Origin of the sequence: Hyphomonas atlantica corrig. (genome assembly GCF_000682715.1) — a bacterium.
In the GTDB taxonomy this organism is placed as follows: Bacteria; Pseudomonadota; Alphaproteobacteria; order Caulobacterales; family Hyphomonadaceae; genus Hyphomonas; species Hyphomonas atlantica.
On the sequence record NZ_AWFH01000016.1, the window covers coordinates 1 to 20,558 of the forward strand.

The 20,558-nt window shown below is 59.3% G+C and carries 31 protein-coding genes; 29 read left to right on the top strand and 2 right to left on the bottom strand.

The genetic code is table 11. From position 1 onward, the window contains the following. Positions 1-108 precede the first annotated feature (108 nt). From HY36_RS09400 to rplQ, 29 genes are all read left to right on the top strand, one after another. Positions 109-858, top strand: coding sequence for a sulfotransferase domain-containing protein (locus tag HY36_RS09400; protein ID WP_035551744.1), 750 nt, complete (start codon positions 109-111; stop codon positions 856-858). Between the two features lie 244 nt (positions 859-1,102). After that, entirely contained in the window at positions 1,103-2,803 is a 1,701-nt protein-coding gene (locus HY36_RS09405; RefSeq protein ID WP_035551747.1) for an alpha/beta fold hydrolase, read from the top strand. 240 nt (positions 2,804-3,043) lie between these two features. After that, the gene (gene rpsJ / locus HY36_RS09410; protein ID WP_027836784.1) at positions 3,044-3,364 is read left to right on the top strand and encodes a 30S ribosomal protein S10; all 321 of its coding nucleotides are present in this window, start codon (positions 3,044-3,046) and stop codon (positions 3,362-3,364) included. Further along, positions 3,364-4,143, top strand: a complete 780-nt coding sequence (gene rplC / locus HY36_RS09415) for a 50S ribosomal protein L3 (protein WP_035551751.1) — start codon at positions 3,364-3,366, stop codon at positions 4,141-4,143. Before rpsJ ends, rplC begins: the two co-directional genes overlap by 1 nt. Next, positions 4,143-4,784 carry a 50S ribosomal protein L4 gene (rplD, locus tag HY36_RS09420; RefSeq protein ID WP_035551754.1) on the top strand — a complete coding sequence of 214 codons (642 nt, stop codon included), beginning with the start codon at positions 4,143-4,145 and terminating at the stop codon, positions 4,782-4,784. The genes rplC and rplD overlap by 1 nt, the downstream gene beginning before the upstream one ends. 2 nt (positions 4,785-4,786) lie before the next feature. Continuing rightward, on the top strand, positions 4,787-5,086 hold the full coding sequence (locus HY36_RS09425) for a 50S ribosomal protein L23 (protein WP_035551766.1): 300 nt from the start codon (positions 4,787-4,789) through the stop codon (positions 5,084-5,086). 18 nt (positions 5,087-5,104) lie between these two features. Further along, on the top strand, positions 5,105-5,935 hold the full coding sequence (gene rplB, locus HY36_RS09430) for a 50S ribosomal protein L2 (protein WP_035551768.1): 831 nt from the start codon (positions 5,105-5,107) through the stop codon (positions 5,933-5,935). Between the two features lie 15 nt (positions 5,936-5,950). Beyond that, positions 5,951-6,229: a 30S ribosomal protein S19 gene (gene rpsS / locus HY36_RS09435; protein WP_027836779.1), complete on the top strand. Its 279-nt coding sequence runs from the start codon at positions 5,951-5,953 to the stop codon at positions 6,227-6,229. Positions 6,230-6,231: 2 nt separating this feature from the next. Next, complete coding sequence (rplV, locus tag HY36_RS09440) at positions 6,232-6,621, top strand: 50S ribosomal protein L22 (protein WP_035551771.1); 390 nt, start codon at positions 6,232-6,234, stop codon at positions 6,619-6,621. Then, on the top strand, positions 6,621-7,358 hold the full coding sequence (gene rpsC / locus HY36_RS09445) for a 30S ribosomal protein S3 (protein WP_035551773.1): 738 nt from the start codon (positions 6,621-6,623) through the stop codon (positions 7,356-7,358). The genes rplV and rpsC overlap by 1 nt, the downstream gene beginning before the upstream one ends. A 3-nt stretch (positions 7,359-7,361) precedes the next feature. After that, positions 7,362-7,778, top strand: a complete 417-nt coding sequence (rplP, locus tag HY36_RS09450; protein WP_027836776.1) for a 50S ribosomal protein L16 — start codon at positions 7,362-7,364, stop codon at positions 7,776-7,778. A 2-nt stretch (positions 7,779-7,780) separates the two neighbouring features. Next, a complete protein-coding gene (rpmC, locus tag HY36_RS09455; protein WP_035551777.1) occupies positions 7,781-7,981 on the top strand; it encodes a 50S ribosomal protein L29 in 201 nt (66 codons plus the stop codon). A gap of 10 nt (positions 7,982-7,991) precedes the next feature. Beyond that, positions 7,992-8,237: a 30S ribosomal protein S17 gene (gene rpsQ / locus HY36_RS09460; RefSeq protein WP_035551780.1), complete on the top strand. Its 246-nt coding sequence runs from the start codon at positions 7,992-7,994 to the stop codon at positions 8,235-8,237. Continuing rightward, positions 8,234-8,602, top strand: a complete 369-nt coding sequence (gene rplN / locus HY36_RS09465) for a 50S ribosomal protein L14 (RefSeq protein ID WP_027836773.1) — start codon at positions 8,234-8,236, stop codon at positions 8,600-8,602. Before rpsQ ends, rplN begins: the two co-directional genes overlap by 4 nt. A 1-nt stretch (position 8,603) precedes the next feature. After that, on the top strand, positions 8,604-8,921 hold the full coding sequence (rplX, locus tag HY36_RS09470) for a 50S ribosomal protein L24 (RefSeq protein ID WP_035551783.1): 318 nt from the start codon (positions 8,604-8,606) through the stop codon (positions 8,919-8,921). Beyond that, a complete protein-coding gene (gene rplE, locus HY36_RS09475) occupies positions 8,914-9,468 on the top strand; it encodes a 50S ribosomal protein L5 (RefSeq protein ID WP_035551785.1) in 555 nt (184 codons plus the stop codon). Before rplX ends, rplE begins: the two co-directional genes overlap by 8 nt. Positions 9,469-9,487: 19 nt before the next feature. Beyond that, complete coding sequence (gene rpsN, locus HY36_RS09480) at positions 9,488-9,793, top strand: 30S ribosomal protein S14 (RefSeq protein ID WP_035551788.1); 306 nt, start codon at positions 9,488-9,490, stop codon at positions 9,791-9,793. Positions 9,794-9,811: 18 nt separating this feature from the next. Continuing rightward, positions 9,812-10,207, top strand: coding sequence for a 30S ribosomal protein S8 (gene rpsH, locus HY36_RS09485; protein ID WP_035551790.1), 396 nt, complete (start codon positions 9,812-9,814; stop codon positions 10,205-10,207). A 10-nt stretch (positions 10,208-10,217) separates the two neighbouring features. After that, the gene (gene rplF / locus HY36_RS09490) at positions 10,218-10,829 is read left to right on the top strand and encodes a 50S ribosomal protein L6 (protein WP_035551793.1); all 612 of its coding nucleotides are present in this window, start codon (positions 10,218-10,220) and stop codon (positions 10,827-10,829) included. A gap of 4 nt (positions 10,830-10,833) precedes the next feature. Further along, positions 10,834-11,196: a 50S ribosomal protein L18 gene (rplR, locus tag HY36_RS09495; protein ID WP_035551796.1), complete on the top strand. Its 363-nt coding sequence runs from the start codon at positions 10,834-10,836 to the stop codon at positions 11,194-11,196. Between the two features lie 11 nt (positions 11,197-11,207). Continuing rightward, positions 11,208-11,789 carry a 30S ribosomal protein S5 gene (rpsE, locus tag HY36_RS09500; protein ID WP_027836766.1) on the top strand — a complete coding sequence of 194 codons (582 nt, stop codon included), beginning with the start codon at positions 11,208-11,210 and terminating at the stop codon, positions 11,787-11,789. Positions 11,790-11,803: 14 nt separating this feature from the next. Next, complete coding sequence (rpmD, locus tag HY36_RS09505; RefSeq protein WP_035551799.1) at positions 11,804-11,989, top strand: 50S ribosomal protein L30; 186 nt, start codon at positions 11,804-11,806, stop codon at positions 11,987-11,989. A 41-nt stretch (positions 11,990-12,030) separates the two neighbouring features. Beyond that, entirely contained in the window at positions 12,031-12,510 is a 480-nt protein-coding gene (gene rplO / locus HY36_RS09510) for a 50S ribosomal protein L15 (RefSeq protein ID WP_035551802.1), read from the top strand. An 89-nt stretch (positions 12,511-12,599) separates the two neighbouring features. After that, the gene (gene secY / locus HY36_RS09515; RefSeq protein ID WP_035551804.1) at positions 12,600-13,958 is read left to right on the top strand and encodes a preprotein translocase subunit SecY; all 1,359 of its coding nucleotides are present in this window, start codon (positions 12,600-12,602) and stop codon (positions 13,956-13,958) included. Then, positions 13,955-14,524 carry an adenylate kinase gene (locus HY36_RS09520; protein ID WP_035551810.1) on the top strand — a complete coding sequence of 190 codons (570 nt, stop codon included), beginning with the start codon at positions 13,955-13,957 and terminating at the stop codon, positions 14,522-14,524. The genes secY and HY36_RS09520 overlap by 4 nt, the downstream gene beginning before the upstream one ends. 148 nt (positions 14,525-14,672) lie before the next feature. After that, positions 14,673-15,041, top strand: coding sequence for a 30S ribosomal protein S13 (gene rpsM / locus HY36_RS09525; protein ID WP_035551812.1), 369 nt, complete (start codon positions 14,673-14,675; stop codon positions 15,039-15,041). A 12-nt stretch (positions 15,042-15,053) separates the two neighbouring features. Then, on the top strand, positions 15,054-15,443 hold the full coding sequence (gene rpsK, locus HY36_RS09530; RefSeq protein WP_035551814.1) for a 30S ribosomal protein S11: 390 nt from the start codon (positions 15,054-15,056) through the stop codon (positions 15,441-15,443). A 62-nt stretch (positions 15,444-15,505) separates the two neighbouring features. Beyond that, on the top strand, positions 15,506-16,549 hold the full coding sequence (locus HY36_RS09535; protein WP_035551816.1) for a DNA-directed RNA polymerase subunit alpha: 1,044 nt from the start codon (positions 15,506-15,508) through the stop codon (positions 16,547-16,549). Between the two features lie 47 nt (positions 16,550-16,596). Next, positions 16,597-17,019, top strand: a complete 423-nt coding sequence (gene rplQ, locus HY36_RS09540; protein ID WP_035551818.1) for a 50S ribosomal protein L17 — start codon at positions 16,597-16,599, stop codon at positions 17,017-17,019. A gap of 159 nt (positions 17,020-17,178) precedes the next feature. Here the strand turns inward: rplQ and HY36_RS09545 are convergent, their stop codons facing one another. Next, positions 17,179-18,495 carry an HlyD family type I secretion periplasmic adaptor subunit gene (locus HY36_RS09545; RefSeq protein ID WP_051602672.1) on the bottom strand — a complete coding sequence of 439 codons (1,317 nt, stop codon included), beginning with the start codon at positions 18,493-18,495 and terminating at the stop codon, positions 17,179-17,181. Continuing rightward, on the bottom strand, positions 18,488-20,266 hold the full coding sequence (locus HY36_RS09550; RefSeq protein WP_162175978.1) for a type I secretion system permease/ATPase: 1,779 nt from the start codon (positions 20,264-20,266) through the stop codon (positions 18,488-18,490). The genes HY36_RS09545 and HY36_RS09550 overlap by 8 nt, the downstream gene beginning before the upstream one ends. Positions 20,267-20,558: the final 292 nt, after the last annotated feature.

Below are 20,558 nucleotides of genomic sequence, written 5' to 3' on the forward strand. Positions count from 1 at the left end.
CATCCGGGGCGGCCTTTTTTCTTGGGGGGCGGGAAATCTGCAACATTCTGCGACACTTCCAGAGATATCCGCCAAATTGCTGCAAGAGCTGCTCGCTAATACGAGTGCATGACTCAGCGCATCGACTTCCTCATTGCAGGCGTTCAGAAAGCCGGCACCACATCGCTCGATTCCTATCTTCGCCAGCATCCGGATATCTGCATGGCAAAGAAGAAGGAGCCGCATTTCTTCGACAAGCGTCCGCCGACCGGCATTACGAAACTCGATTACTGGCTGTATCATCGCCAGTTCGACTGGAAAGCCTGGCGCGACGGATGTGTTCTGGGCGAAGCGACACCGATCATAACCTGGTGGAATGGGGCTCTGGAACGGGTGTGGACCTATAACCCGCTGATTCAGGTGATTATCATTCTGCGTGACCCGGTCGAACGGGCCTGGAGCCATTACCGGATGGATTGCCGACTCGGGCGCGAGACGATGCCCTATCCGGAAGCGATCCGGCAGGAGCGGGAGCGGGCGCGCAGGGCATTGCCTCGGCAGGATCGTGAACGCTCCTATCTGGCGCGCAGTTATTATGCGCCACAGATCCGGGAATTGCGCCGGTTGTTTTCCGACGACCAGCTATTGTTTCTCCGCAGTGAGGATTTGGCAGATGCGCCGCAGTCCCAGCTGGATCAGGTGTGCCACTTCCTGAACCTTACCCCGCATCGCTTTGAGGTCGCCGACCGGCTGAATGCCGCGCCGGACAATGACCGGATGAGCCAGGATGACCGAGACTATCTGCGCCGTGTGTTTGAACACGATGCCGCCGAGACGCGGGCGCTATTGGGATGGGACCAGGGTAGCTGGTGTGTGTGAGGGCAGGGTGTGTGAAGCCCCGCCCCCTTGATGCGGTCTTGAATGTCCCTCGAACGCAATGGATTGCATGCGTCCCCCCACCCAGACCTGCGATCAGGGTTCTGCTTAAACGCGACCGCCAATTTACCGCATGCCCCCTTGGGGGGGTATTCTGTAAAACAAGGCCGAAACATGGCGCTTGTCGCAGGCCGCAGCCTGGTTAATATGGAGACAAGATCCCCATGCCGCGCGCATTCGGAGTTTTATGTCCCACACGCATCGCTATTTCGAAATGCTCGGCGCAGCGTATGAGGTGCCGAGTGAAGCCGACCGGTTTGACGCTTTCCTGGATGCGGCCATGGCCTATTTCTTCGGAGACGAAGACGGCAACGGCCAGCTGGCCGAGGATGTGCCGCGCCATTCCGGGGATGACGCCAAGCTGGAATCCCATCGCGAGCGGATCAGCGCGCTGATTGAAGAGGCCTCTCGCCGGGAGGTCGCGGGGGCCGACAGTTTCCATGCCGTGCTGGAAGTGTCCGCGCGGACAGGGTTGGTGACCGGCAACGATTCGGCGGCGCAGCTGACCGGGCAGACCTTTCCGTGCCGACTGGATGATTTGCCCCTGGACAGTATGGCCATCGCGATGATCCGTCAGGCCAAACGGACCAACCAGCCCCAGACCCAGGATCGCATCGTCCTGACCGATGTCGAGTCTGACATGGAGGCGGATCGTTCCCGGGCCTGCCTCGCACTGATCCAGAGGCCGAAGGATTTGAACGACATCGTTCAGGTGTCGCTGTCGTATATCCACTGGTCGACGGAACTGATGGCGAGATTGCGGGCCGCATTTGGGCTGACCGCGAGCGAGACGGAAATCCTCGAAGGGTATCTGGGCAATCTCAGCCAGAAGGAGATTGCCGGTAAAAGAGGGCGGGCGCTGGAAACCATCAAGGGCCAGTCAAAGAGTATTCTTCGGAAGACGGGCTGTGCGCGCATGTCCGACGTGGTGCAGCTATGCGCCAGCATTGCGTTCCTGATGCGGCAATTGCCGAGCGAAGCGCCGACCCAAAGCGCGGAAACCTGGGTGACGCCGACGCGCGGCATGTCCTTCCTGAACCTGCCGGATGGCCGACAACTGGCATGGTACAGGATCGGATCCGGCAGCCGCCCCGTCCTGTTCGTACATGGCTACATGCAGGGGCCGTTCTTCACGCCGGATTTCCTGCGCCGATTGCGGCAGGCAGATATTTGCCTGATGGCGCCGTCCCGGCCGTGTTTTGGCTATACGAGCCCAAGCCGGACGCGCGACAGCCATGATCAGACTGTGGTACGCGACGCGCTCGCCCTGCTTTATCATCTCGGCCACACCCGGATCAGCCTGTGCGCCCATCATGGCGGCGCGCCGCATGGGTTCCGCATCGCGAAAGCCCTCGGCGACCGGCTGGGCGGCATGTTGGTCGTGGGCGGGACGATCCCGTTCGACGAAGAGACCCATCTCCCCGGTATGAACCCGATGAGCCGCTTTGCGGCAGCCGCGTCGCGTCATGCGCCTTCGGTCATGAAGATGGCGCTGTCTGTCGGCCTGCCTGTCTATCGACGCCGCGGAACGACAGCGTTTCTGAAGAAGCAGTTTGCGCGCTCACCCAGCGATCTGGAAACACTGGACGACCCGATCTTGCGAGAAGTGCTGTCTGAGGGCCTTTATCACGCCGTGGAGCAGGGGACAGAGGCCTGGACCCGCGACGGCTCGACGGTGATGGCCGACTGGCGCGCGGATCTGGATTCGGTCACGATTCCGCTGACCTGGCTGAAAGCCGGGGAAGACACGGTGATCTCGACGGAGCATGTGCAGGCCCTGCTGGGGCATCGGGAAAATGTGGACCTGAAGATCCTGCCGGGACATGCGCTGAACCTGATTCACACAGCGCCCGATGATGTGTGCGAGGCGCTGGCACAGATCGCATAGTCTTTCAGGCGCCATTCCGGGGGAATATCCGGCGTCGTGGGCCTGTGACTCTTTCTGCATAAAAGCGTCACGACTCAGTTGACGGGCGCTCGCCGATCCCATAAACCCCCGACTTCGCCGGGATGGCAGCGCTTTACATAGCGAACGCTCCCTCGAAACAGACAATTAATCCCACGTAACGCCCTGGGCCAAGGTTGGCCTCGTTGGGGCTAACGTGTTTTGTGCGGACGGACCGAGACGATGGAACGACAGAATATCCGGATCAGGCTAAAGGCCTTCGATCACCGCGCCCTCGACATGTCGGCGAAAGAGATTGTGAGCACGGCCAAGCGCACCGGCGCTGAGGTCAAAGGTCCGATCCCGCTCCCGACCCGTATCGAGCGCTTCACCGTTAACCGCTCTCCTCATATCGACAAAAAGTCGCGCGAGCAGTTTGAAATCCGCACCCACAAGCGGATCCTCGACATTGTAGACCCAACCCCGCAGACCGTGGACGCGCTGATGAAGCTCGACCTGTCGTCCGGCGTTGGCATCGAAATCAAACTTGAGGGAGGCCGCTAATGGCTCTGCCAGCACCCCGTTCCGGCGTGCTTGCCCGCAAGGTTGGCATGACACGCGTATTTGACGAGAATGGCCGCCACGTGCCGGTCACCGTCCTGTCGCTTGATGGCTGTCAGGTTGTAGGCGTGCGCACTGAAGAAGAGCGCGCCGTGAAGACCAAGAAGGGTGGCGACGTCACCCGCACGGACGGCTACAAGGCTGTTATTCTCGGCATTGGCGAAAAGAAGGCGAAGCGCACCACGAAGGCGCTGCGCGGCCAGTTCGCGAAAGCCGGTGTTGCGCCGAAGCGCAAGCTCAAGGAATTCCGCGTATCCGGCGACCTGCCGGAAGTCGGCTCCGAGGTCCTGGCTGACCATTTCGTTCCGGGTCAGAAAGTCGACATCGCCGGCATCACGATCGGTAAGGGTTTCGCGGGTGCGATGAAGCGCTGGAACTTCGGTGGTCTGCGCGCTTCCCACGGTGTGTCCATCTCTCACCGTTCACACGGTTCGACTGGTATGAACCAGGATCCGGGCCGCGTGTTCAAGAACAAGAAAATGGCCGGTCATTACGGCGTCGAGCGTGTCACCACGCAGAACCTTGAAGTGGTTCGCACCGACGTTGATCGCGGCCTGATCCTGGTCAAGGGCGCTGTCCCAGGCCATGACGGCAGCTATGTCGAAGTTCGCGACGCTGTGAAGAAAGCTCTTCCGGCAGACGCTCCGGCAGCTGGCTCCTTCAAGGCTCCGGGCGCAGCAGACGCTCCGGCGGCTGAAGCAACTGAAGAGGGTGCTGAATAATGGAACTCGCAGTCAAAACCCTCGCCGGCAAGGCGGCTGGAAACATCACGGTCGATGATGCCATCTTCGGCATCGAAGAGATCCGTGGTGACATCCTGCAGCGCACGGTCCGCTGGCAGCTGGCAAAGCGCCAGGCTGGCACGCACAAGACCCAGACCCGCGGTGAAGTCTCCGTCACGACGAAGAAGTACATCCGCCAGAAAGGTTCCGGCGGCGCACGTCACGGCTCCAAGAACGCGCCAATCTTTGTTGGTGGTTCTGTTGCGCACGGACCAAAAGTCCGCAGCCACGCTCACGACCTTCCTAAAAAGGTCCGCAAGATGGCGCTCGCACACGCCCTGTCTTCCAAGGCAAAGGATGATGCGATCATCGTTCTGGACGAAGCTGTCCTGTCCGCACCAAAGACGAAAGAACTGGCTGGCCAGTTCGCCGGTCTCGGCATCGAGAACGCGCTGATCATCTCCGGTTCGACCGTGGACGCAAACTTCGCCAAGGCGGCTCGCAATATCCCGAACGTCGACGTGCTGCCTGTCGCCGGCCTGAATGTCTATGACATCCTGCGCCGCAAGAAGCTCGTCATCACCAAGGAAGCGGCCGAAGGCATCAAGGCCCGTTTCGACGGCGCGAAGGAGGCTAAGTAATCATGGCCGACATCAAAGAACATCACTACGACGTCATCCGTCGCCCGCTGATCACCGAGAAATCCACTCTGGTGGCTGAAGACAACAAGATTGTCTTCGAAGTGGCGATCGACGCTGACAAGAAAGCGATCAAAGAGGCTGTCGAAGCGCTCTTCAAGGTCGAAGTAACCAAGATCAACACCCTGCTCCAGAAGGGCAAGACGAAGCGTTTCCGTGGCTATGAAGGTCGTCGCAACGACATGAAAAAAGCCATCGTGACGCTCGCCGAGGGCCAGTCCGTCGACATCACGACGGGCCTCTAGGGGAGAAGGACGAGAAACATGGCACTGAAGACTTTCAATCCGACTTCCCCAGGACGCCGCCAGCTGGTGCTGGTGGACAAGTCCGACCTTCACAAGGGCAAGCCCGTCAAGGCGCTGACCGAAGGTCTGACCAAGTCCGGTGGACGCAACAACAAGGGCCGCATCACGGCTCGCCGCATCGGTGGCGGCGCGAAGAAGCTGTACCGCAAGGTCGACTTCAAGCGTAACCGCTGGGACGTGCCGGCGACTGTCGAGCGCCTGGAATACGATCCGAACCGCACGGCTTTCATCGCGCTGATCAAGTACGAAGACGGCCAGCTCTCCTACATCATCGCGCCACAGCGCCTTGAAGTGGGTGACACGGTGATCACGTCCAAGACTGCTGACATCAAGCCGGGCAACACGCTTCCGCTGAAGAACATCCCGGTTGGTACGATCATTCACAACATCGAGCTGAAGCCCCAGAAGGGCGCGCAGATGGTTCGCTCTGCCGGTACCTACGCTCAGCTGGTTGGCCGTGACGGTGGTTACGCCCAGATCAAGCTGACCTCCGGCGAGCTCCGCATGGTGATGGACAGCTGCCTGGCAACTGTCGGTGCCGTGTCCAACCCGGACAACATGAACCAGGTTCTCTCCAAGGCTGGCCGCAAGCGTCACCTCGGCAAGCGCCCATCGGTTCGGGGTGTTGTCATGAACCCGGTCGATCACCCGCACGGTGGTGGTGAGGGCAAGTCGTCCGGTGGACGTCACCCGGTCACGCCATGGGGTAAGAAAACACGCGGTCCCAAGACCCGTAACAACAAGGCAACGGATCGCCTGATCATCCGTCGCCGCAACGCGAAACGCTAAGAGGAGCCGCAAGACATGCCACGTTCTGTCTGGAAAGGCCCGTTCGTAGACGGCTATCTGCTCAAGAAAGCAGAAGAAGCGCGCGCCTCTGAAAAGCGCGTCGTGATCAAGACCTGGTCGCGCCGTTCGACGATCCTGCCTAACTTTGTCGGCCTGAACTTCCAGGTCCACAATGGCAACAAATTCATCCCGGTTTCCGTTTCCGAGGAAATGGTCGGTCACAAGTTCGGCGAGTTCGCGCCGACGCGGACCTACTATGGCCACGGTGCGGACAAGAAAGCGAAGAGGAAGTAGTCATGGCTAAAGCCAAGAATCCTCCGAAGCAGGCGTCCAACGAGTCCCGCGCTGTTCTGCGCATGTACCGTTCCAGCCCGCAGAAGCTGAACCTGCTGGCCCAGCAGATCCGCGGCCTTCCGGTCGAGCGCGCACTGGCCCAGCTGCAGTTCTCGCCGAAGCGTCCTGCCCAGGATGTCCGCAAGCTGCTGCAAAGCGCCATCGCGAACGCCGAGAACAATCACGGCCTCGACATCGACAGCCTCGTCGTTGCGGAAGCCCATGTCGGCAAGAACCTCGTGATGAAGCGCATCCGTGCCCGTGCACGTGGCCGCGCTGCTCGCATCCAGAAGCCATTTGCGCAGATGACCATCATCCTGCGTGACACCTCAGTTGAAGCGGAGGCCGCATAATGGGTCAGAAAGTAAATCCGATCGGCCTGCGTCTTGGCATCAACCGGACGTCTGACAGCCGCTGGTACGCAGACACGGCTGACTATGGCCGCCTGCTGCATGAGGACATCGCGATCCGCAAGGAAATCCGCAAGCGCCTCAAGCAAGCCGGTATCTCGAAGATCATCATCGAACGTCCGCACAAGAAATGCCTCATCACGATCCACACGGCACGTCCGGGTCTCGTGATCGGCAAGAAGGGCGGCGACATCGAAGCCCTGCGCAAAGTGCTGTCCAAGATGACCGAGGACGAAGTTCGCGTGAACCTGGTCGAAATCCGCAAGCCGGAAATCGACGCAACGCTGATCGCTGACGACATTGCTCGCCAGCTCGAGCGCCGCGCCTCGTTCCGCCGTACCATGAAGCGCGCCATCCAGTCCGCAATGCGTCTGGGCGCTGACGGTGTGAAGATCATGGTATCCGGCCGTCTGGGCGGTGCAGAGATCGCACGTACCGAAAAATATGCAGAGGGCTCTGTTCCGCTGCACACGCTGCGCGCCGACATCGATTACGGCACCGCAGAAGCCGAAACCACCTACGGCATCATCGGGATCAAGGTCTGGGTCTACAAAGGCGAGATCATGGAGCACGACCCGATGGCTCAGGACAAGCGTCAGGAATCTTCCGGCCAGTCCCGTGCCCGTGCCAATGCAAACCAGCGCGGACCGGCCACCGGTGCGCAAGCCGCCGGAGCGTAAGAGATGCGTCAACCGAAGCGAACCAAATTCCGTAAGGCCTTCAAGGGCCAGATCCGGGGCAACTCCAAGGGCGGCACGTCCCTGGCGTTCGGCGAGTTCGGCCTGAAGGCTCTTGAGCCGGAGCGGGTCACCGCTCGCCAGATCGAGGCAACCCGCCGGGCTGTCACGCGTCACATGAAGCGTCAGGGCAAAGTGTGGATCCGTGTATTCCCGGACCTGCCAGTGTCTGCCAAGCCGATTGAAGTCCGGATGGGTAAGGGTAAAGGCTCCGTCGACCGTTGGGTCGCGCGCGTTGCCCCTGGCCGCATCCTGTTCGAAATCGACGGCGTGTCTGAGGAAATCGCTCGCGAGGCCCTGCGTCTCGGCGCTGCGAAGCTTCCGATCAAGACGAAAGTCGTCAAGCGGATCGAGGGTATCTGATCATGAAAGCCCAGGATGTAAGAACGAAAAGCGTCGACCAGCTCAAGGATGAGCTCGTCAAGCTGAAGAAAGAGCAGTTCAACCTGCGTTTCCAGACGGCCACCGGCCAGCTGGAAAAAACGGCCCGAGTGAAGGAAGTTCGCCGCGACATCGCGCGTGTGAAGACGATCCTTCGCGAGAAAGCCGAAGCAGGTCAGGCGTAGGAGAGCGATCATGCCAAAGCGTATTATGGAAGGCGTCGTGGTCTCCGCCAAACAGAACAAGACCGCAATCGTCCGCGTCGAACGGACCTTCACCCACCCGGTGATGAAAAAGATCGTTCGTCGCTCGAAGAAGTATCACGCCCACGATGAGGCAAACGCCGCTGTCGAGGGTCAAACCGTAACGATCCAGGAGTGTGTTCCACACTCCAAACTGAAACGCTGGGAACTTGTGACCGGCGGGGAAGGTGACGCATGATCCAGATGCAATCAAACCTTCGCGTCGCCGACAATTCCGGCGCGCGCCGCGTCCAGTGCATCAAGGTGCTGGGTGGTGCGGGACGCCGGTATGCGTCCGTCGGTGACGTGATCGTGGTGTCCGTGAAGGAAGCAATTCCGACCGGCCGCGTGAAGAAGGGTGACGTCCGCAAGGCTGTCGTCGTTCGCGTGGCAAAAGACATCAACCGCCCGGATGGCACGACCATCCGTTTCGACACAAACGCTGCCGTACTCATCAATAACAATGGTGAGCCGATCGGTACCCGCGTGTTTGGTCCGGTTCCGCGCGAACTTCGCGGCAAGAACCAGGTCAAGATCGCGAACATGGCCCCGGAGGTCTTGTAAGATGGCTGCTAAGATCAAAAAAGGCGACACGGTTGTCGTGATCGCTGGCCGCGACAAAGGTACCAAGGGCGAAGTCCTGAAGGTGCTGGTCGATGACAATCGCGTCGTCGTCCGCGGTGTGAACGTCGTCAAGAAGCACCAGAAGCCGAGCCAGATGGATCCCGGCGGTCTGAAGTCTTTCGAAGCACCGATCCACGTTTCCAACGTGGCCCACGCAGACCCGCGTGACGGCAAGCCGGTGCGTGTTGGTTTCAAAACGGATGAGCATGGTCGCAAGACACGCTTCGCCAAACGCTCAGGGGAGTCCATCGATGTCTGATGCATATGAACCCCGTCTCAAGAAGAAGTACCGCGAGGAAATCCGCGCGAAACTTCAGGAGCAGTTCAAGTATTCGAACCCGATGAAGGTTCCGAAGCTGGACAAGGTCGTGATCAACATGGGTGTCGGCGAAGCTGTTGCTGACTCCAAGAAGATCAAGTCGGCCCTGGCTGAGCTGGAGCTGATCGCGGGCCAGAAGCCTGTCGCCACCAAGGCACGCAAATCCATCGCCGGCTTCAAGCTGCGCGAAGGCATGCTGGTCGGTGCGAAAGTTACGCTGCGCCGTGAGCGCATGTACGAATTCCTTGATCGCCTCACCAATATTGCGCTGCCACGCGTGAAAGACTTCCGTGGACTGAACGGAAAAAGCTTTGACGGCATGGGCAACTACGCAATGGGCCTCAAAGAGCACATCGTTTTCCCGGAGATCAATTACGATCAGGTGGAAGATGTTCGCGGTATGGACATCATTGTCTGTACTACGGCTGAAACCAACGAAGAAGCCAAGGCACTCCTCGCCGAGTGTGGCTTCCCGTTCCGGAACTAGCGCCAGGAGATCTGCTGATATGGCAAAGAAGAGCGCAATCGAGAAGAACAAGAAGCGTCAGAAGCTTGTAGACAAGTACGCTGCGAAGCGTGCTGAGCTGAAGGCCGTCGCCATGAACGAGGATCTTCCGCTGGAAGAGCGTTTCAAGGCTCGCCTCAAGCTGGCTGAACTTCCGCGCAACTCGGCTCCAAACCGGGTTCGTAATCGCTGTGAAGTGACCGGGCGTCCGCGTGGTTACTATCGCAAACTTAAGATGTCGCGGATCGCGCTGCGTGAGCTTGGCTCAAACGGTCAGATCCCCGGTCTCGTGAAGTCCAGCTGGTAAGAGAGGAGGATATCAAAGATGAACATTTCTGATCCCCTCGGTGATATGCTGACCCGCATCCGTAACGCTCAGATGCGCGGCATGTCAAAGGTTGTCACCCCGTCTTCCAAGCTTCGCATCCGCGTGCTGGAAGTCCTCATCGACGAGGGCTTCATCCGCGGCTTTACCGAAGTCGAGAAAGACGGCCACAAGAATATTGAAATCGAGCTGAAGTACTATGAAGGCCAGCCGGTAATCTCGGAGATCAAACGTGTCTCCAAGCCGGGTCGCCGAGTGTACTCTTCTGTCTCCGACATTCCGCTGGTGCGCAATGGTCTGGGCATTTCGATCCTTTCGACTTCGAAAGGCGTGATGTCTGACAATGCGGCCCGCAGCGAGAATGTGGGCGGCGAAGTGCTCTGCCGCGTATTCTAGGAGAGCTATCATGTCACGTATTGGTAAACTCCCGATCGAAATCCCGAATGGCACGACCGTCACGGTCGAAGGCCAGACGATCAAGGCCAAAGGCTCCAAGGGTGAGATGTCTCTCGTCCTGTCCGAGCTGATCACGCCGAAGCTCGAAAACAACGAGCTGTCCGTCTCGCCGCGCGAAGACCTGGTTCAGGCTGCAAACGACCGCATCGAGGCTGAAAAGGCTCGTGGTCGCCGTCTGCCAACCTTCGCTGAAGCCCTGGACGCCCGCGCCCGTACGCAGTGGGGCACCGCACGTGCCCGCGCCGCGAACATCGTCGAAGGCGTGTCGAACGGTTATTCGAAGACTCTGGAACTGGTCGGGGTCGGTTATCGTGCCCAGATGCAGGGCACGGACCTGAAACTGTCGCTCGGTTTCTCGCATGACGTCATCTTCAAGGCGCCTGAAGGCATCAAGCTGGAAGCTCCGAAGCCGACCGAAGTGATCGTCTCCGGCGCTGACAAGCAGGCTGTCGGTCAGACGGCTGCGAAGATCCGCGAATTCCGTCCGCCTGAGCCGTACAAAGGCAAGGGTATCCGTTATCAGGGCGAATATGTCCGCCGTAAGGAAGGCAAGAAGAAGTAAGCCCATGAAAAGCTCACGCGATAAGATGCTGCGCCGCGCCCAGCGCGTTCGTACCAAGCTCCGGAAGGTCGCTGCAGGCCGTCCGCGCCTGTCGGTTGCGCGCAGCCACAAGAATATCTCCGCCCAGATCATCGATGACGAGAAGGGCATCACGCTCGCTTCCGCGTCGACGCTGGAGAAGGACGTGCTCGGTTCGGCCAAGACCGGTGGTGACACCGCAGCGGCTGCACTGGTCGGCAAGGCGCTCGCAGAGCGTGCGAAGCAGGCTGGTGTCGAGGACGTGATCTTCGATCGCGGCGGTTACATGTTCCACGGCCGGGTGAAAGCCCTGGCAGACGCCGCCCGTGAGGGCGGTCTCAAATTCTAAGGAGAGGCCCTATGGCTGAAGAAAGAGGAAGAGGCCGCCGGAATCGCGATCGCGACGAGGAGCAGTCTGACATCGTCGACAAGCTGGTTGGTATCAACCGCGTCGCGAAGACGGTTAAAGGCGGTAAGAATTTCGGCTTTGCAGCTCTGGTCGTCGTTGGTGACCAGAAGGGCCGCGCAGGTTTCGGCAAGGGCAAGGCCCGCGAAGTTCCTGAGGCGATCCGCAAGGCAACCGAAGAAGCCAAGCGCAACATGGTTCGCGTTCCGCTTCGTGAAGGCCGTACCCTGCATCACGACGGCAAAGGCCGTCACGGCGCAGGCAAGGTGGTGCTGCGTGCAGCCCCTCCCGGTACCGGCGTGATCGCAGGTGGTCCGATGCGTGCCGTCATGGAAGTGCTGGGTGTGCAGGACGTGGTCGGCAAGTCGATCGGTTCCTCCAACCCGTACAACATGGTACGTGCGACCTTTGACGCGCTTAAAGAGCAGAACAGCCCGCGGACCGTTGCGTCCAAGCGTGGCCTGAAGGTTCAGGATGTCGTCGGCCGCCGCAATGATGGCGCGTCCGAAGCCGGCATGGCTGACGCGACGAACTAGGGAAGGGCACGAGAATGGCCAAGAGCAAACTCACTGTCCGCCAGACTGGCAGCCCAATCGGCCGCAAGCCTGCGCAGCGTCAAACCCTGATGGGTCTCGGCCTCAACAAGGTCGGCCGCACCAAGGAACTCGAAGATACGCCAGCCGTGCGGGGCATGATCCGCAAGGTGGCTCACCTGGTTGAGGTGGTTGGCGAGTAATCGCCGCCATCTGCAGCCGCACGATATCGAAAGATTGACCGATGAAACTGAACGAACTGTCTCCCGCTGAGGGCTCAACAAAGAACCGCATGCGCGTTGGCCGCGGCGTCGGCTCTGGCAAGGGCAAGACGGCTGGTCGCGGTGTCAAAGGCCAGAAGTCCCGTTCCGGCGTTGCCGTAAACGGCTTCGAGGGCGGCCAGATGCCGATCTACATGCGTCTGCCAAAGCGCGGCTTCACCGCACGCAATTCCAAGACACACGCCTGGGTAAACCTCAGCCGTCTGGGCAAGGCGATCGACGCCGGCAAGCTGGACGCCAAGAATGTGACTGAAGAGTCTCTGGTGGCCGCTGGTCTGGTTCGCAATGTGCGCGATGGCGTGCGTCTGCTGGCCAAAGGTGACGCACCTAAGAATCTGAATATCACTGTGACAGGTGCTTCAAAGGCGGCTATCGAAGCTGTTGAGAAGGCTGGCGGCAAGGTGACCGTCACGGGCCCGGCAAAAGACGCTGCTGACGAATAATCGGCGGTTTTTACCGGTAACCCCTTCACAAATACTGTTTCGCCGCCGATTTAGGCGGCGAACGCTTTTTCAGGGAGGTCAAGCGGCCCATGGCGAACGCTGCTGAACAAATGGCTCGGAACATGAATTTCCGGAGCTTTGCCAAAGCCAAGGACCTGCAGAGCCGGATCCTGTTTACCCTCGGGATCCTGCTACTCTATCGTCTCGGAACTTTCATTCCGCTTCCGGGGCTCGACCCGTCCCAATACGCCCAATACTTCGAAAGCCAGTCTGGCGGCCTGCTCGGCAACATGAACATGTTTGCCGGTGGCGCGGTGGAGCGTATGGGCGTCTTCGCCCTGAACGTGATGCCTTACATCACGGCCTCGATCATCATCCAGATGCTGACCGCCACGTCTCCGACGCTTGAAAAGCTGAAGAAGGAAGGCGAATCGGGCCGCAAGCAGATCAACCAGTACACGCGCTACCTGACCCTTGGCTTTGCTCTGGTTCAGTCTTTTGCCATCGCAGGCGGCCTTGCCGGGTTCCGCATTGACGGCATCTCGTCCTGGTTCTTCATCCTGACCGGCGTCGTGACGCTGACCGGCGGCACCATGCTGCTGATGTGGATGGGTGAGCAGATCACCGCGCGCGGCATTGGTAACGGCATCTCGCTGATCATTTTTGCCGGCATCATCGCGGAAATGCCGAAGGCGATCTTCAACCTGATCTCCCAAGCCCGCACAACGTCTGTGAACGTGGCCTTTGTCGTGGCGATTGCCGCCATGGTGATCGCGCTCGTCGTGTTCATCGTGTTCATGGAGCGCTCGCAGCGTCGTCTGCTGATCCAGTATCCGAAGCGCCAGCAGGCACATGGCGTGGCACAGGGCCAGAAGAGCTTCCTGCCGCTGAAGATCAACACGTCCGGTGTTATCCCGCCCATCTTCGCCTCTGCGATCCTGATGCTGCCACTGACGGCCGTCGGCTTCCTGGGTGGCAACCCGGCTGATGCCGAGGCAACGGGCGCCATGAGCGGCGTTCTGGGCTGGCTGGCGACGAATTTCGCGCCGGGCTCATGGACCTATATCGTGTCCTATGGCGCGATGGTGATCTTCTTTGCCTTCTTCTACACCTCCATCATGTTCAATCCTGAGGAGACGGCGGACAATCTGCGCAAGTATGGCGGATTCATCCCCGGTATCCGCCCAGGATCGAACACGGCGGCCTATATCGACTATGTTTTGACCCGACTGACGACCATTGGTGCGCTGTACCTGATGTTCGTTTGTATCCTTCCTGAACTCCTGCGGCGATATTTCCCAGAGATACCTTTCTATATCGGCGGTACTTCTCTTCTGATCGTTGTGTCTGTTACGATGGATACAGTTACGCAAATTCAGTCGCATTTGATCGCGCACCAGTATGAGGGCATGATCAAGAAGTCGAAACTCGGGGGTCGTAAGAGATGAACCTAATTCTGTTCGGGCCGCCAGCGGCCGGGAAGGGCACGCAGGCGAAGCGACTGGTGGAGGAGCGCGGCTTCGTCCAGCTGTCTACCGGAGATATGCTTCGCGCAGCACGTGCCTCCGGATCGGAGCTCGGGGAAAAGGTTGCCAAGATCATGGATGAGGGTGGCCTGGTCTCCGATGAGATCGTGATCGCCCTGATTGATGAACAACTCGAAGTCCAGGCCGGTGCGCCTGGCTTCATCTTTGACGGTTTTCCGCGCACAGTCGGCCAGGCAGACGCCCTGGACCGCCTGCTGGAATCGCGTGGCAATGCTGTCAATCGCGTGGTCCGCATCCTTGTCGATGACGACAAGCTGCTGGCCCGTGTCACCAAGCGGTTCGAGGAACAGGGCCGCAAGGATGACAATCCCGAGACGTTCTCGAAACGGCTCGAAAAATACTATGAGGATACCGCGCCATTGGTGCCGATTTATGCCGAACGTGGCATCCTTGTAGAAGTCGACGGAATGGGTTCTATCGAGGCGGTTGCTGCCGCAATCGACGCGGCCCTGAAAGAGACGGCTTAAAGCTGGGATTCCGCGGTTGACGCGTTAATTTCCATCGCTATAAGCCTGTTTTCTTAGCTTTAGGCTTAATCGCCGGCGCGCAGGACGGACCTTTTCCGGCTTGGCGCGCTCTTTATGTTTTGAACAGTCCGCTTGAGGAGAACCGGCCTTGGCCCGTATTGCAGGCGTAAATATTCCGACCAACAAGCGCGTTGAAATCGCGCTGCGGTACATTCATGGCATCGGTCCCGCCATGGCTCGCGAAATCATCGAGAAGGTCGGCGTCGATTCGACCCGCCGGGTGAGCGATCTGACGGACGCTGAAGTCATCAAGATCCGTGAAACCATCGATGCTGACTATCTGGTTGAGGGTGACCTTCGCCGCGATACGTCGATGAACATCAAGCGCCTCATGGACCTCGGTTCCTATCGTGGCCTGCGTCACCGTCGCAAACTGCCGGTTCGTGGCCAGCGTACCCACACCAACGCCCGCACCCGCAAGGGTCCGGCCAAGCCGATCGCCGGCAAGAAGAAATAGGGATAGTCTTCAATGGCTCGTGAAACGACCCGCGTCCGCAAGAGAGAGCGTAAGAACATCACCTCTGGTGTTGTTCACGTGAACTCCAGCTTCAACAACACCATGGTCACCATCACGGATGCCCAGGGCAACACGATCTCGTGGTCGTCCTCCGGCATGATGGGCTTCAAGGGTTCGCGCAAGTCGACCCCTTACGCAGCTCAGATGGCGGCTGAGGATGCTGCGAAGAAGGCTATGGAACATGGCCTGCAGACTGTTGAAGTCAGCGTGCGTGGCCCAGGTTCTGGCCGTGAAAGCGCCCTGCGTGCGCTTCAGGCTGCTGGCCTGACCGTCACTGCGATCCAGGACACGACGCCAATCCCGCACAATGGATGCCGCCCGCCGAAGCGCCGCCGCGTCTAGTTCGTTTTTTCCCGGCGGCGCAATTGCGCGCCGCCTGTCTCACTTCTGAGGATCCGTCGCCCATGGCAGACATTGAAGCCACCAACGTCAACGACCGTAACTGGAAAGTGCTGATCCGTCCGAACCGTCCTGTCGTCCAGGCCGGATACGATGCGAAGCGCAAGGCGAAGCTCGTGATCGAGCCGCTTGAGCGTGGCTATGGCACGACCCTCGGCAACGCGCTGCGTCGCGTTCTGCTGTCGTCTCTCCAGGGTGCTGCGATCATTGGCGTTCAGATCGACAACGTCGTTCACGAATTCTCCGCGATCCAGGGTGTTCGCGAAGACGTCACGACCATCGTGCTGAACCTGAAGCAGGTTGCGATCTTCATGGAGAGCGACACGCCGAAGCGCATGGTGCTGAAGGCAAAAGGCCCGGGTGAAGTGAAGGCTGGTCAGATCGAAACGTCTGGCGATACGAAAATCCTGAACCCGGATCTCGTGATCTGTACGCTTGATGATGGCGCTGAAGTCCGCATGGAATTCACCGTTGCGACCGGCAAGGGCTATGTGCCGGCTGAGGCGCACCGTCCGGAAGACGCTCCGATCGGCTATATTCCGATCGACGCGATCTACAGCCCGGTCCGCCGCGTGGGTTATCAGGTTGAAGATACCCGTGAGGGAACGGTCCTCGACTATGACAAGCTGACCCTCGACATCGAAACCGATGGCGCGGTCACGCCGGAAGATGCTGTTGCGTATGCCGCACGCATCCTGCAGGACCAGCTGCAACTGTTCATCAACTTCGAAGAGCCAACCGTTGATACGGGTACGCAGACCGAAGAAACCGATCTCGGCTTCAACCCGGTCCTGCTCAAGAAAGTCGATGAGCTTGAACTGTCTGTTCGCTCGGCAAACTGCCTGAAGAACGACAACATTGTTTACATTGGTGACCTTATCCAGAAGTCCGAAGCAGAGATGCTGCGCACGCCGAACTTCGGCCGCAAATCCCTGAACGAGATCAAGGAAGTCCTCGCCGGTCTTGGCCTGCACCTCGGCATGGAAGTGCCGGACTGGCCGCCGGAAGACATCGAAGGCCTCGCCAAGAAATACGACGACCACCTCTAGCCCACTGAGTAATCGGGGGCCTGACTACCTCCTTAAGGAACACGACAATGCGCCATCGCCTTGGATACCGTAAACTGAACAAGACGACATCGCACCGCAAGGCGATGTTCGCGAACATGGCTGCCAGCCTCATCGAGCATGAGCAGATCGTGACCACCCTTCCAAAGGCGAAGGAAATGGCTCCGCTCATGGACAAGCTGGTGACCCTCGCCAAGAAGGGTGACCTGACGGCTCGCCGCCAGGCCCTCGCGAAAGTCCGCAATGAGGATGCTGTCCGCAAGCTGTTCGACGTGATGGGCGAGCGCTACAAGGATCGCAATGGTGGCTACACCCGCGTTCTGAAAGCCGGCTTCCGCCACGGTGACAATGCACCGGTTGCTGTTCTGGAACTGGTCGACCGCGACGAGAGCGCCAAGGGCGCCGCTGACCGCGCACGTCACGAAGCAGAACTGGAAGCAATGGACGACTAAGTCCGGGTTTACCTGACAGAATTACAAAAAACCCCGGACGGAAACGTCCGGGGTTTTTTCTTTTCATTTTACAATGTGTTTGTCGGGCGGCACCAATCCTTCCGATTGGAGGATTTTCCAGGTTTCAGGTGCAAGACAGGTGAGTCCAGCGGTCGTAGTCTATTCCCGGAAGACGTGGGACAGGGAGTCTGACAGAGGTTTGACCAAGTACGACAGTACATTCCGGCTCTCTGTTTTCAAGCTGGCCTCGACAGGCATTCCAGGAAGCAAGTCCAGAGCCGGACCGGACTCTCCCGACAAGGTGATAACTGCCTCGAAAAAGCTGGCGCCGGTCACCGGGTCTGTTTTGGCATCAGCAGACAGTTGGGCAATCTGACCGACGACTTTAGGCGTCTCCGACTGGTCGAATGCCGGAAATCGGAGGATGGCTTTCTGGCCTACGGACACGCGATCAATATCGGACGGCCTGACCTGGACTTTCGCAACCAGGCGGTCGCCTTCGGGAACGATGAACATGAGAGGATCAGAGGCCACTATCACACCCCCGACAGTATGGGCTCGCACGCCAATCACTCGTCCGCTGCGGGGCGCGCGGATGACCAGTCTTTTTTGCCTGTTCAGGTCGGCGTTAAATTGCTCTGACAGCACGTCGATATTCTTCTGCGTCTCCGTCAGATGTGACAGAATTTGTTCTGTTCTTTGCTGGGACAGTCCGATCAGTTCGTTGCGCGTCTCTCCGATCCGTACCTGTGTCGCGGCAATGTCAGAGCCAAGTGACTGAATCGCGCCCACTAGGCGTGCGCGTTCGCGTTTCAACGCCAGAACGCGAACCACGCTAGCATTTCCCTGACTGACCAAGGCCTCAAAGCGGACGATCTCATCGTCAAGCAAGCTGTGCTGATCTTCCAGGGCCGCCGTTTGACGCTGCATACCCTCAATTTGCGCCTGCAATTGCCGGACGCGCTGGTCCAGAATTTCGCTCTGCGTTTTCCATGAAGCCCGCCGTGTGCGGAAGAGGGATGTTTGCAAGTCCAGCGCAGACGACATTTGAGGTGTGTCGTGGAGCACAGAGAAGCCGTGGCGGAGCGTCAGCGTGTTGCCTCCGTCTCGCTCTGCTACCAACCGGGCCTCTGTGGCCAGCAAATCAATCAGTTGCGATTCAGTAGCCCGGGTGGCTGCTTCTACAACCGTGCCGTCGAGGGAAATCAGGACCTGCCCCTGCGTGACACTGTCAGCTTCACTGACATGGATGGCTTTCACTATCCCGCCTTCCAGATGCTGCACGGCTTGCTGATTGCTTTCGACAGTAATCTGCCCCCGGCTCAGGACTGCGCCCTCAAACGGAGCAAAAATTGACCAGTAGGCGAGACCGCCGAACACAAGACCCACGATTAGCCAACCGGTGCGGGCGGATCGCACGGCAGCTCGCCGGGCCAGAACGTCACGGTCTGGAGGAGACGGCAGGACATCAGCCATGGGACTCTCCCCGTGTGCCGATTGTACGTACTTTCAGGCCCGGCTGGCGCGAAGAAATCTCACGCAGGACTTCATCTTTCGGTCCGAACAGTTTTATCTCTCCGGCCTCCAAAAGAAGCAATTTGGTGCACTGTCGCAAAAGGGCTGGCCGATGGGCCACAATGATTGTGGTCGCCTGGCGTGCCTTCAGTCCGGCGATTGCTTCTTGCAAAGCGGCTTCGCCAGCCGTGTCCAGATTCGAATTGGGCTCATCCAGGATGACCAGAGCTGGAGCGTTGTAGAGGGCTCTTGCGAGTCCGATCCGCTGGCGCTGTCCTGCGGACAAATATGTGCCCCCTTCGCCGACATCGGTATCATAGCCATCCGGCAGGGACAGGATCAGTTCGTGGCATGCGGCGGCGTGCGCAGCGGACAGAATGGCATCGGCCGGGGCATGGGGATCAAATCGGCAGATATTGTCACGGACTGTGCCCGACAGCAGGTCGGTTTGCTGCGGCAGATATCCTGTTTGCTGGCCGCGACGGACCGGGTCGAGTGTCGCAATGTCGGCACCGTCCAGGCGGATCACGCCGTGCGATGCCGGCCAGATCCCTGTCAAAAGCTTGGCCAGTGTGGACTTGCCGGCTGCGCTGGGGCCGAGCACGCCCAGAACATCGCCTGGCGAAAGCGAAAAGGACAGGTTCCGGAGCACGGGAAAGGCCGCCCCGGGCGGGCCAGCATGCAGTGCGTCGATCGAAACGTGCCCTTTCAGGGGCGGCAGGGCCATTGACTGCATATCAGGTGCGGCGCGGCTCAGGGCCATTGAAAGTGCTTGCCAGGCGCTGCGGGCGGATATGATCGACTGCCATTGACCGACTATTTGCTCAATGGGGGCAATCGCGCGGCCCATCAGGATCGACGCGGCGATCATTTCTCCGGGCGTGGAAGAGCCATCGGAACTGGTTATTACAAGCAAGGCGCCGATGCCAAGGATTGCGGATTGCAGGAAAAGCCGGAAAGCCTTTGTGAGGGCAGCAAAGCCACTCAAGCGGTTGCGAGAGCTGAACAGGCTTGAATCGGATGCATCGAATACTTGCCTCCAGCGCGCCTTTACCTGTTCGCGCATGCCAAGTGCGTCTATGACCTCAACACTCCTGACCATTTCTCCTGCCCTTTGGCGCGCAAGCCGCTCCAGCGTGGCGTTCTCTTCCAGCAGTTTGGACGACAGGACCTGGTTCAGGACACTCAGCCCGAACAGGACCACAGCCCCGAACAACGCCCACAAGCCGAACAGCGGATGGAGCAGGAATAGGACGATCAGAAATATCGGGCTCCAGGGCGCATCAAACAATGCCGTCAGAGCCGGGCTGGCGATAAAGCGCCTGATCAGCCGCAAGTCCCGCAGCGGCCGGTCGGTAGCCTTGCCGGGATGGGAAACGCTCAGGTCGAGGGCAGCATCAGCCGAAAGGTTTCCCAACGAGGCCTCGAAGCGGGATGCTATGGCATTGAACAGGCTGGTCCGGATCCATTCGAGCGCGCCCCACGCCGTGTAGAGCACCAGCATCAACAGGGTAAGTGCGGCCAGCGTCGGGACAGATTGTGAATTGAGCACGCGGTCATAGACCTGCAGCATGTACAGGGGGCCAGTCAGCATCAGGAGGTTTGTAAACCAACTGAACAGACCGATTTGGATGAATGTCGCCCGCGCCTGTGCCAGCGCGGCGAACAGCTTGCGCTCTGGCAAGGTATGTCGGGTGGCCTGGCCGGAAACGGCTGGTCCCTGATTGGTCATCATGTGTGTCCCTTTGACGCCATACTGGCATATCCGTTGGGCGTTTTGCCAGTATCGCAAATTTTGTGCCGCCCGCGCCGATTTGGCGGGCAGGCGTGCGCAAGGTTCACGTTTGTCGTGTCAGGCCCGGTGCGGTCTGGTCAAAACTCTCCTCTTGGGAGATGTTGTTTGACAGGCTGGGACAAAACCAGTGGCTATGTGCCGGGACAATCTATGGGTGTAGGAATATGGATGAGACGCTTCCCTCTTGGGTCGGCACCGACCTGATCGAGAACGGAGATTTTGAGGACAA

Coding starts and splice junctions, on each gene's coding strand:
- rplD (WP_035551754.1), top strand. CDS start 4,143: ATGGAACTCGCAGTCAAAACCCTCGCCGGCAAGGCGGCTGGAAACATC.
- rplV (WP_035551771.1), top strand. CDS start 6,232: ATGGCTAAAGCCAAGAATCCTCCGAAGCAGGCGTCCAACGAGTCCCGC.
- rpsC (WP_035551773.1), top strand. CDS start 6,621: ATGGGTCAGAAAGTAAATCCGATCGGCCTGCGTCTTGGCATCAACCGG.
- rpsK (WP_035551814.1), top strand. CDS start 15,054: ATGGCTCGTGAAACGACCCGCGTCCGCAAGAGAGAGCGTAAGAACATC.
- rpsS (WP_027836779.1), top strand. CDS start 5,951: ATGCCACGTTCTGTCTGGAAAGGCCCGTTCGTAGACGGCTATCTGCTC.
- rplE (WP_035551785.1), top strand. CDS start 8,914: ATGTCTGATGCATATGAACCCCGTCTCAAGAAGAAGTACCGCGAGGAA.
- rplO (WP_035551802.1), top strand. CDS start 12,031: ATGAAACTGAACGAACTGTCTCCCGCTGAGGGCTCAACAAAGAACCGC.
- HY36_RS09550 (WP_162175978.1), bottom strand. CDS start 20,266: ATGACCAATCAGGGACCAGCCGTTTCCGGCCAGGCCACCCGACATACC.
- HY36_RS09400 (WP_035551744.1), top strand. CDS start 109: ATGACTCAGCGCATCGACTTCCTCATTGCAGGCGTTCAGAAAGCCGGC.
- rpsN (WP_035551788.1), top strand. CDS start 9,488: ATGGCAAAGAAGAGCGCAATCGAGAAGAACAAGAAGCGTCAGAAGCTT.
- rplB (WP_035551768.1), top strand. CDS start 5,105: ATGGCACTGAAGACTTTCAATCCGACTTCCCCAGGACGCCGCCAGCTG.
- rpmC (WP_035551777.1), top strand. CDS start 7,781: ATGAAAGCCCAGGATGTAAGAACGAAAAGCGTCGACCAGCTCAAGGAT.
- rpsQ (WP_035551780.1), top strand. CDS start 7,992: ATGCCAAAGCGTATTATGGAAGGCGTCGTGGTCTCCGCCAAACAGAAC.
- HY36_RS09425 (WP_035551766.1), top strand. CDS start 4,787: ATGGCCGACATCAAAGAACATCACTACGACGTCATCCGTCGCCCGCTG.
- rplR (WP_035551796.1), top strand. CDS start 10,834: ATGAAAAGCTCACGCGATAAGATGCTGCGCCGCGCCCAGCGCGTTCGT.
- rplC (WP_035551751.1), top strand. CDS start 3,364: ATGGCTCTGCCAGCACCCCGTTCCGGCGTGCTTGCCCGCAAGGTTGGC.
- HY36_RS09405 (WP_035551747.1), top strand. CDS start 1,103: ATGTCCCACACGCATCGCTATTTCGAAATGCTCGGCGCAGCGTATGAG.
- rpsH (WP_035551790.1), top strand. CDS start 9,812: ATGAACATTTCTGATCCCCTCGGTGATATGCTGACCCGCATCCGTAAC.
- rplP (WP_027836776.1), top strand. CDS start 7,362: ATGCGTCAACCGAAGCGAACCAAATTCCGTAAGGCCTTCAAGGGCCAG.
- HY36_RS09535 (WP_035551816.1), top strand. CDS start 15,506: ATGGCAGACATTGAAGCCACCAACGTCAACGACCGTAACTGGAAAGTG.
- rplF (WP_035551793.1), top strand. CDS start 10,218: ATGTCACGTATTGGTAAACTCCCGATCGAAATCCCGAATGGCACGACC.
- secY (WP_035551804.1), top strand. CDS start 12,600: ATGGCGAACGCTGCTGAACAAATGGCTCGGAACATGAATTTCCGGAGC.
- HY36_RS09545 (WP_051602672.1), bottom strand. CDS start 18,495: ATGGCTGATGTCCTGCCGTCTCCTCCAGACCGTGACGTTCTGGCCCGG.
- rplQ (WP_035551818.1), top strand. CDS start 16,597: ATGCGCCATCGCCTTGGATACCGTAAACTGAACAAGACGACATCGCAC.
- rpsJ (WP_027836784.1), top strand. CDS start 3,044: ATGGAACGACAGAATATCCGGATCAGGCTAAAGGCCTTCGATCACCGC.
- HY36_RS09520 (WP_035551810.1), top strand. CDS start 13,955: ATGAACCTAATTCTGTTCGGGCCGCCAGCGGCCGGGAAGGGCACGCAG.
- rpsE (WP_027836766.1), top strand. CDS start 11,208: ATGGCTGAAGAAAGAGGAAGAGGCCGCCGGAATCGCGATCGCGACGAG.
- rplN (WP_027836773.1), top strand. CDS start 8,234: ATGATCCAGATGCAATCAAACCTTCGCGTCGCCGACAATTCCGGCGCG.
- rplX (WP_035551783.1), top strand. CDS start 8,604: ATGGCTGCTAAGATCAAAAAAGGCGACACGGTTGTCGTGATCGCTGGC.
- rpmD (WP_035551799.1), top strand. CDS start 11,804: ATGGCCAAGAGCAAACTCACTGTCCGCCAGACTGGCAGCCCAATCGGC.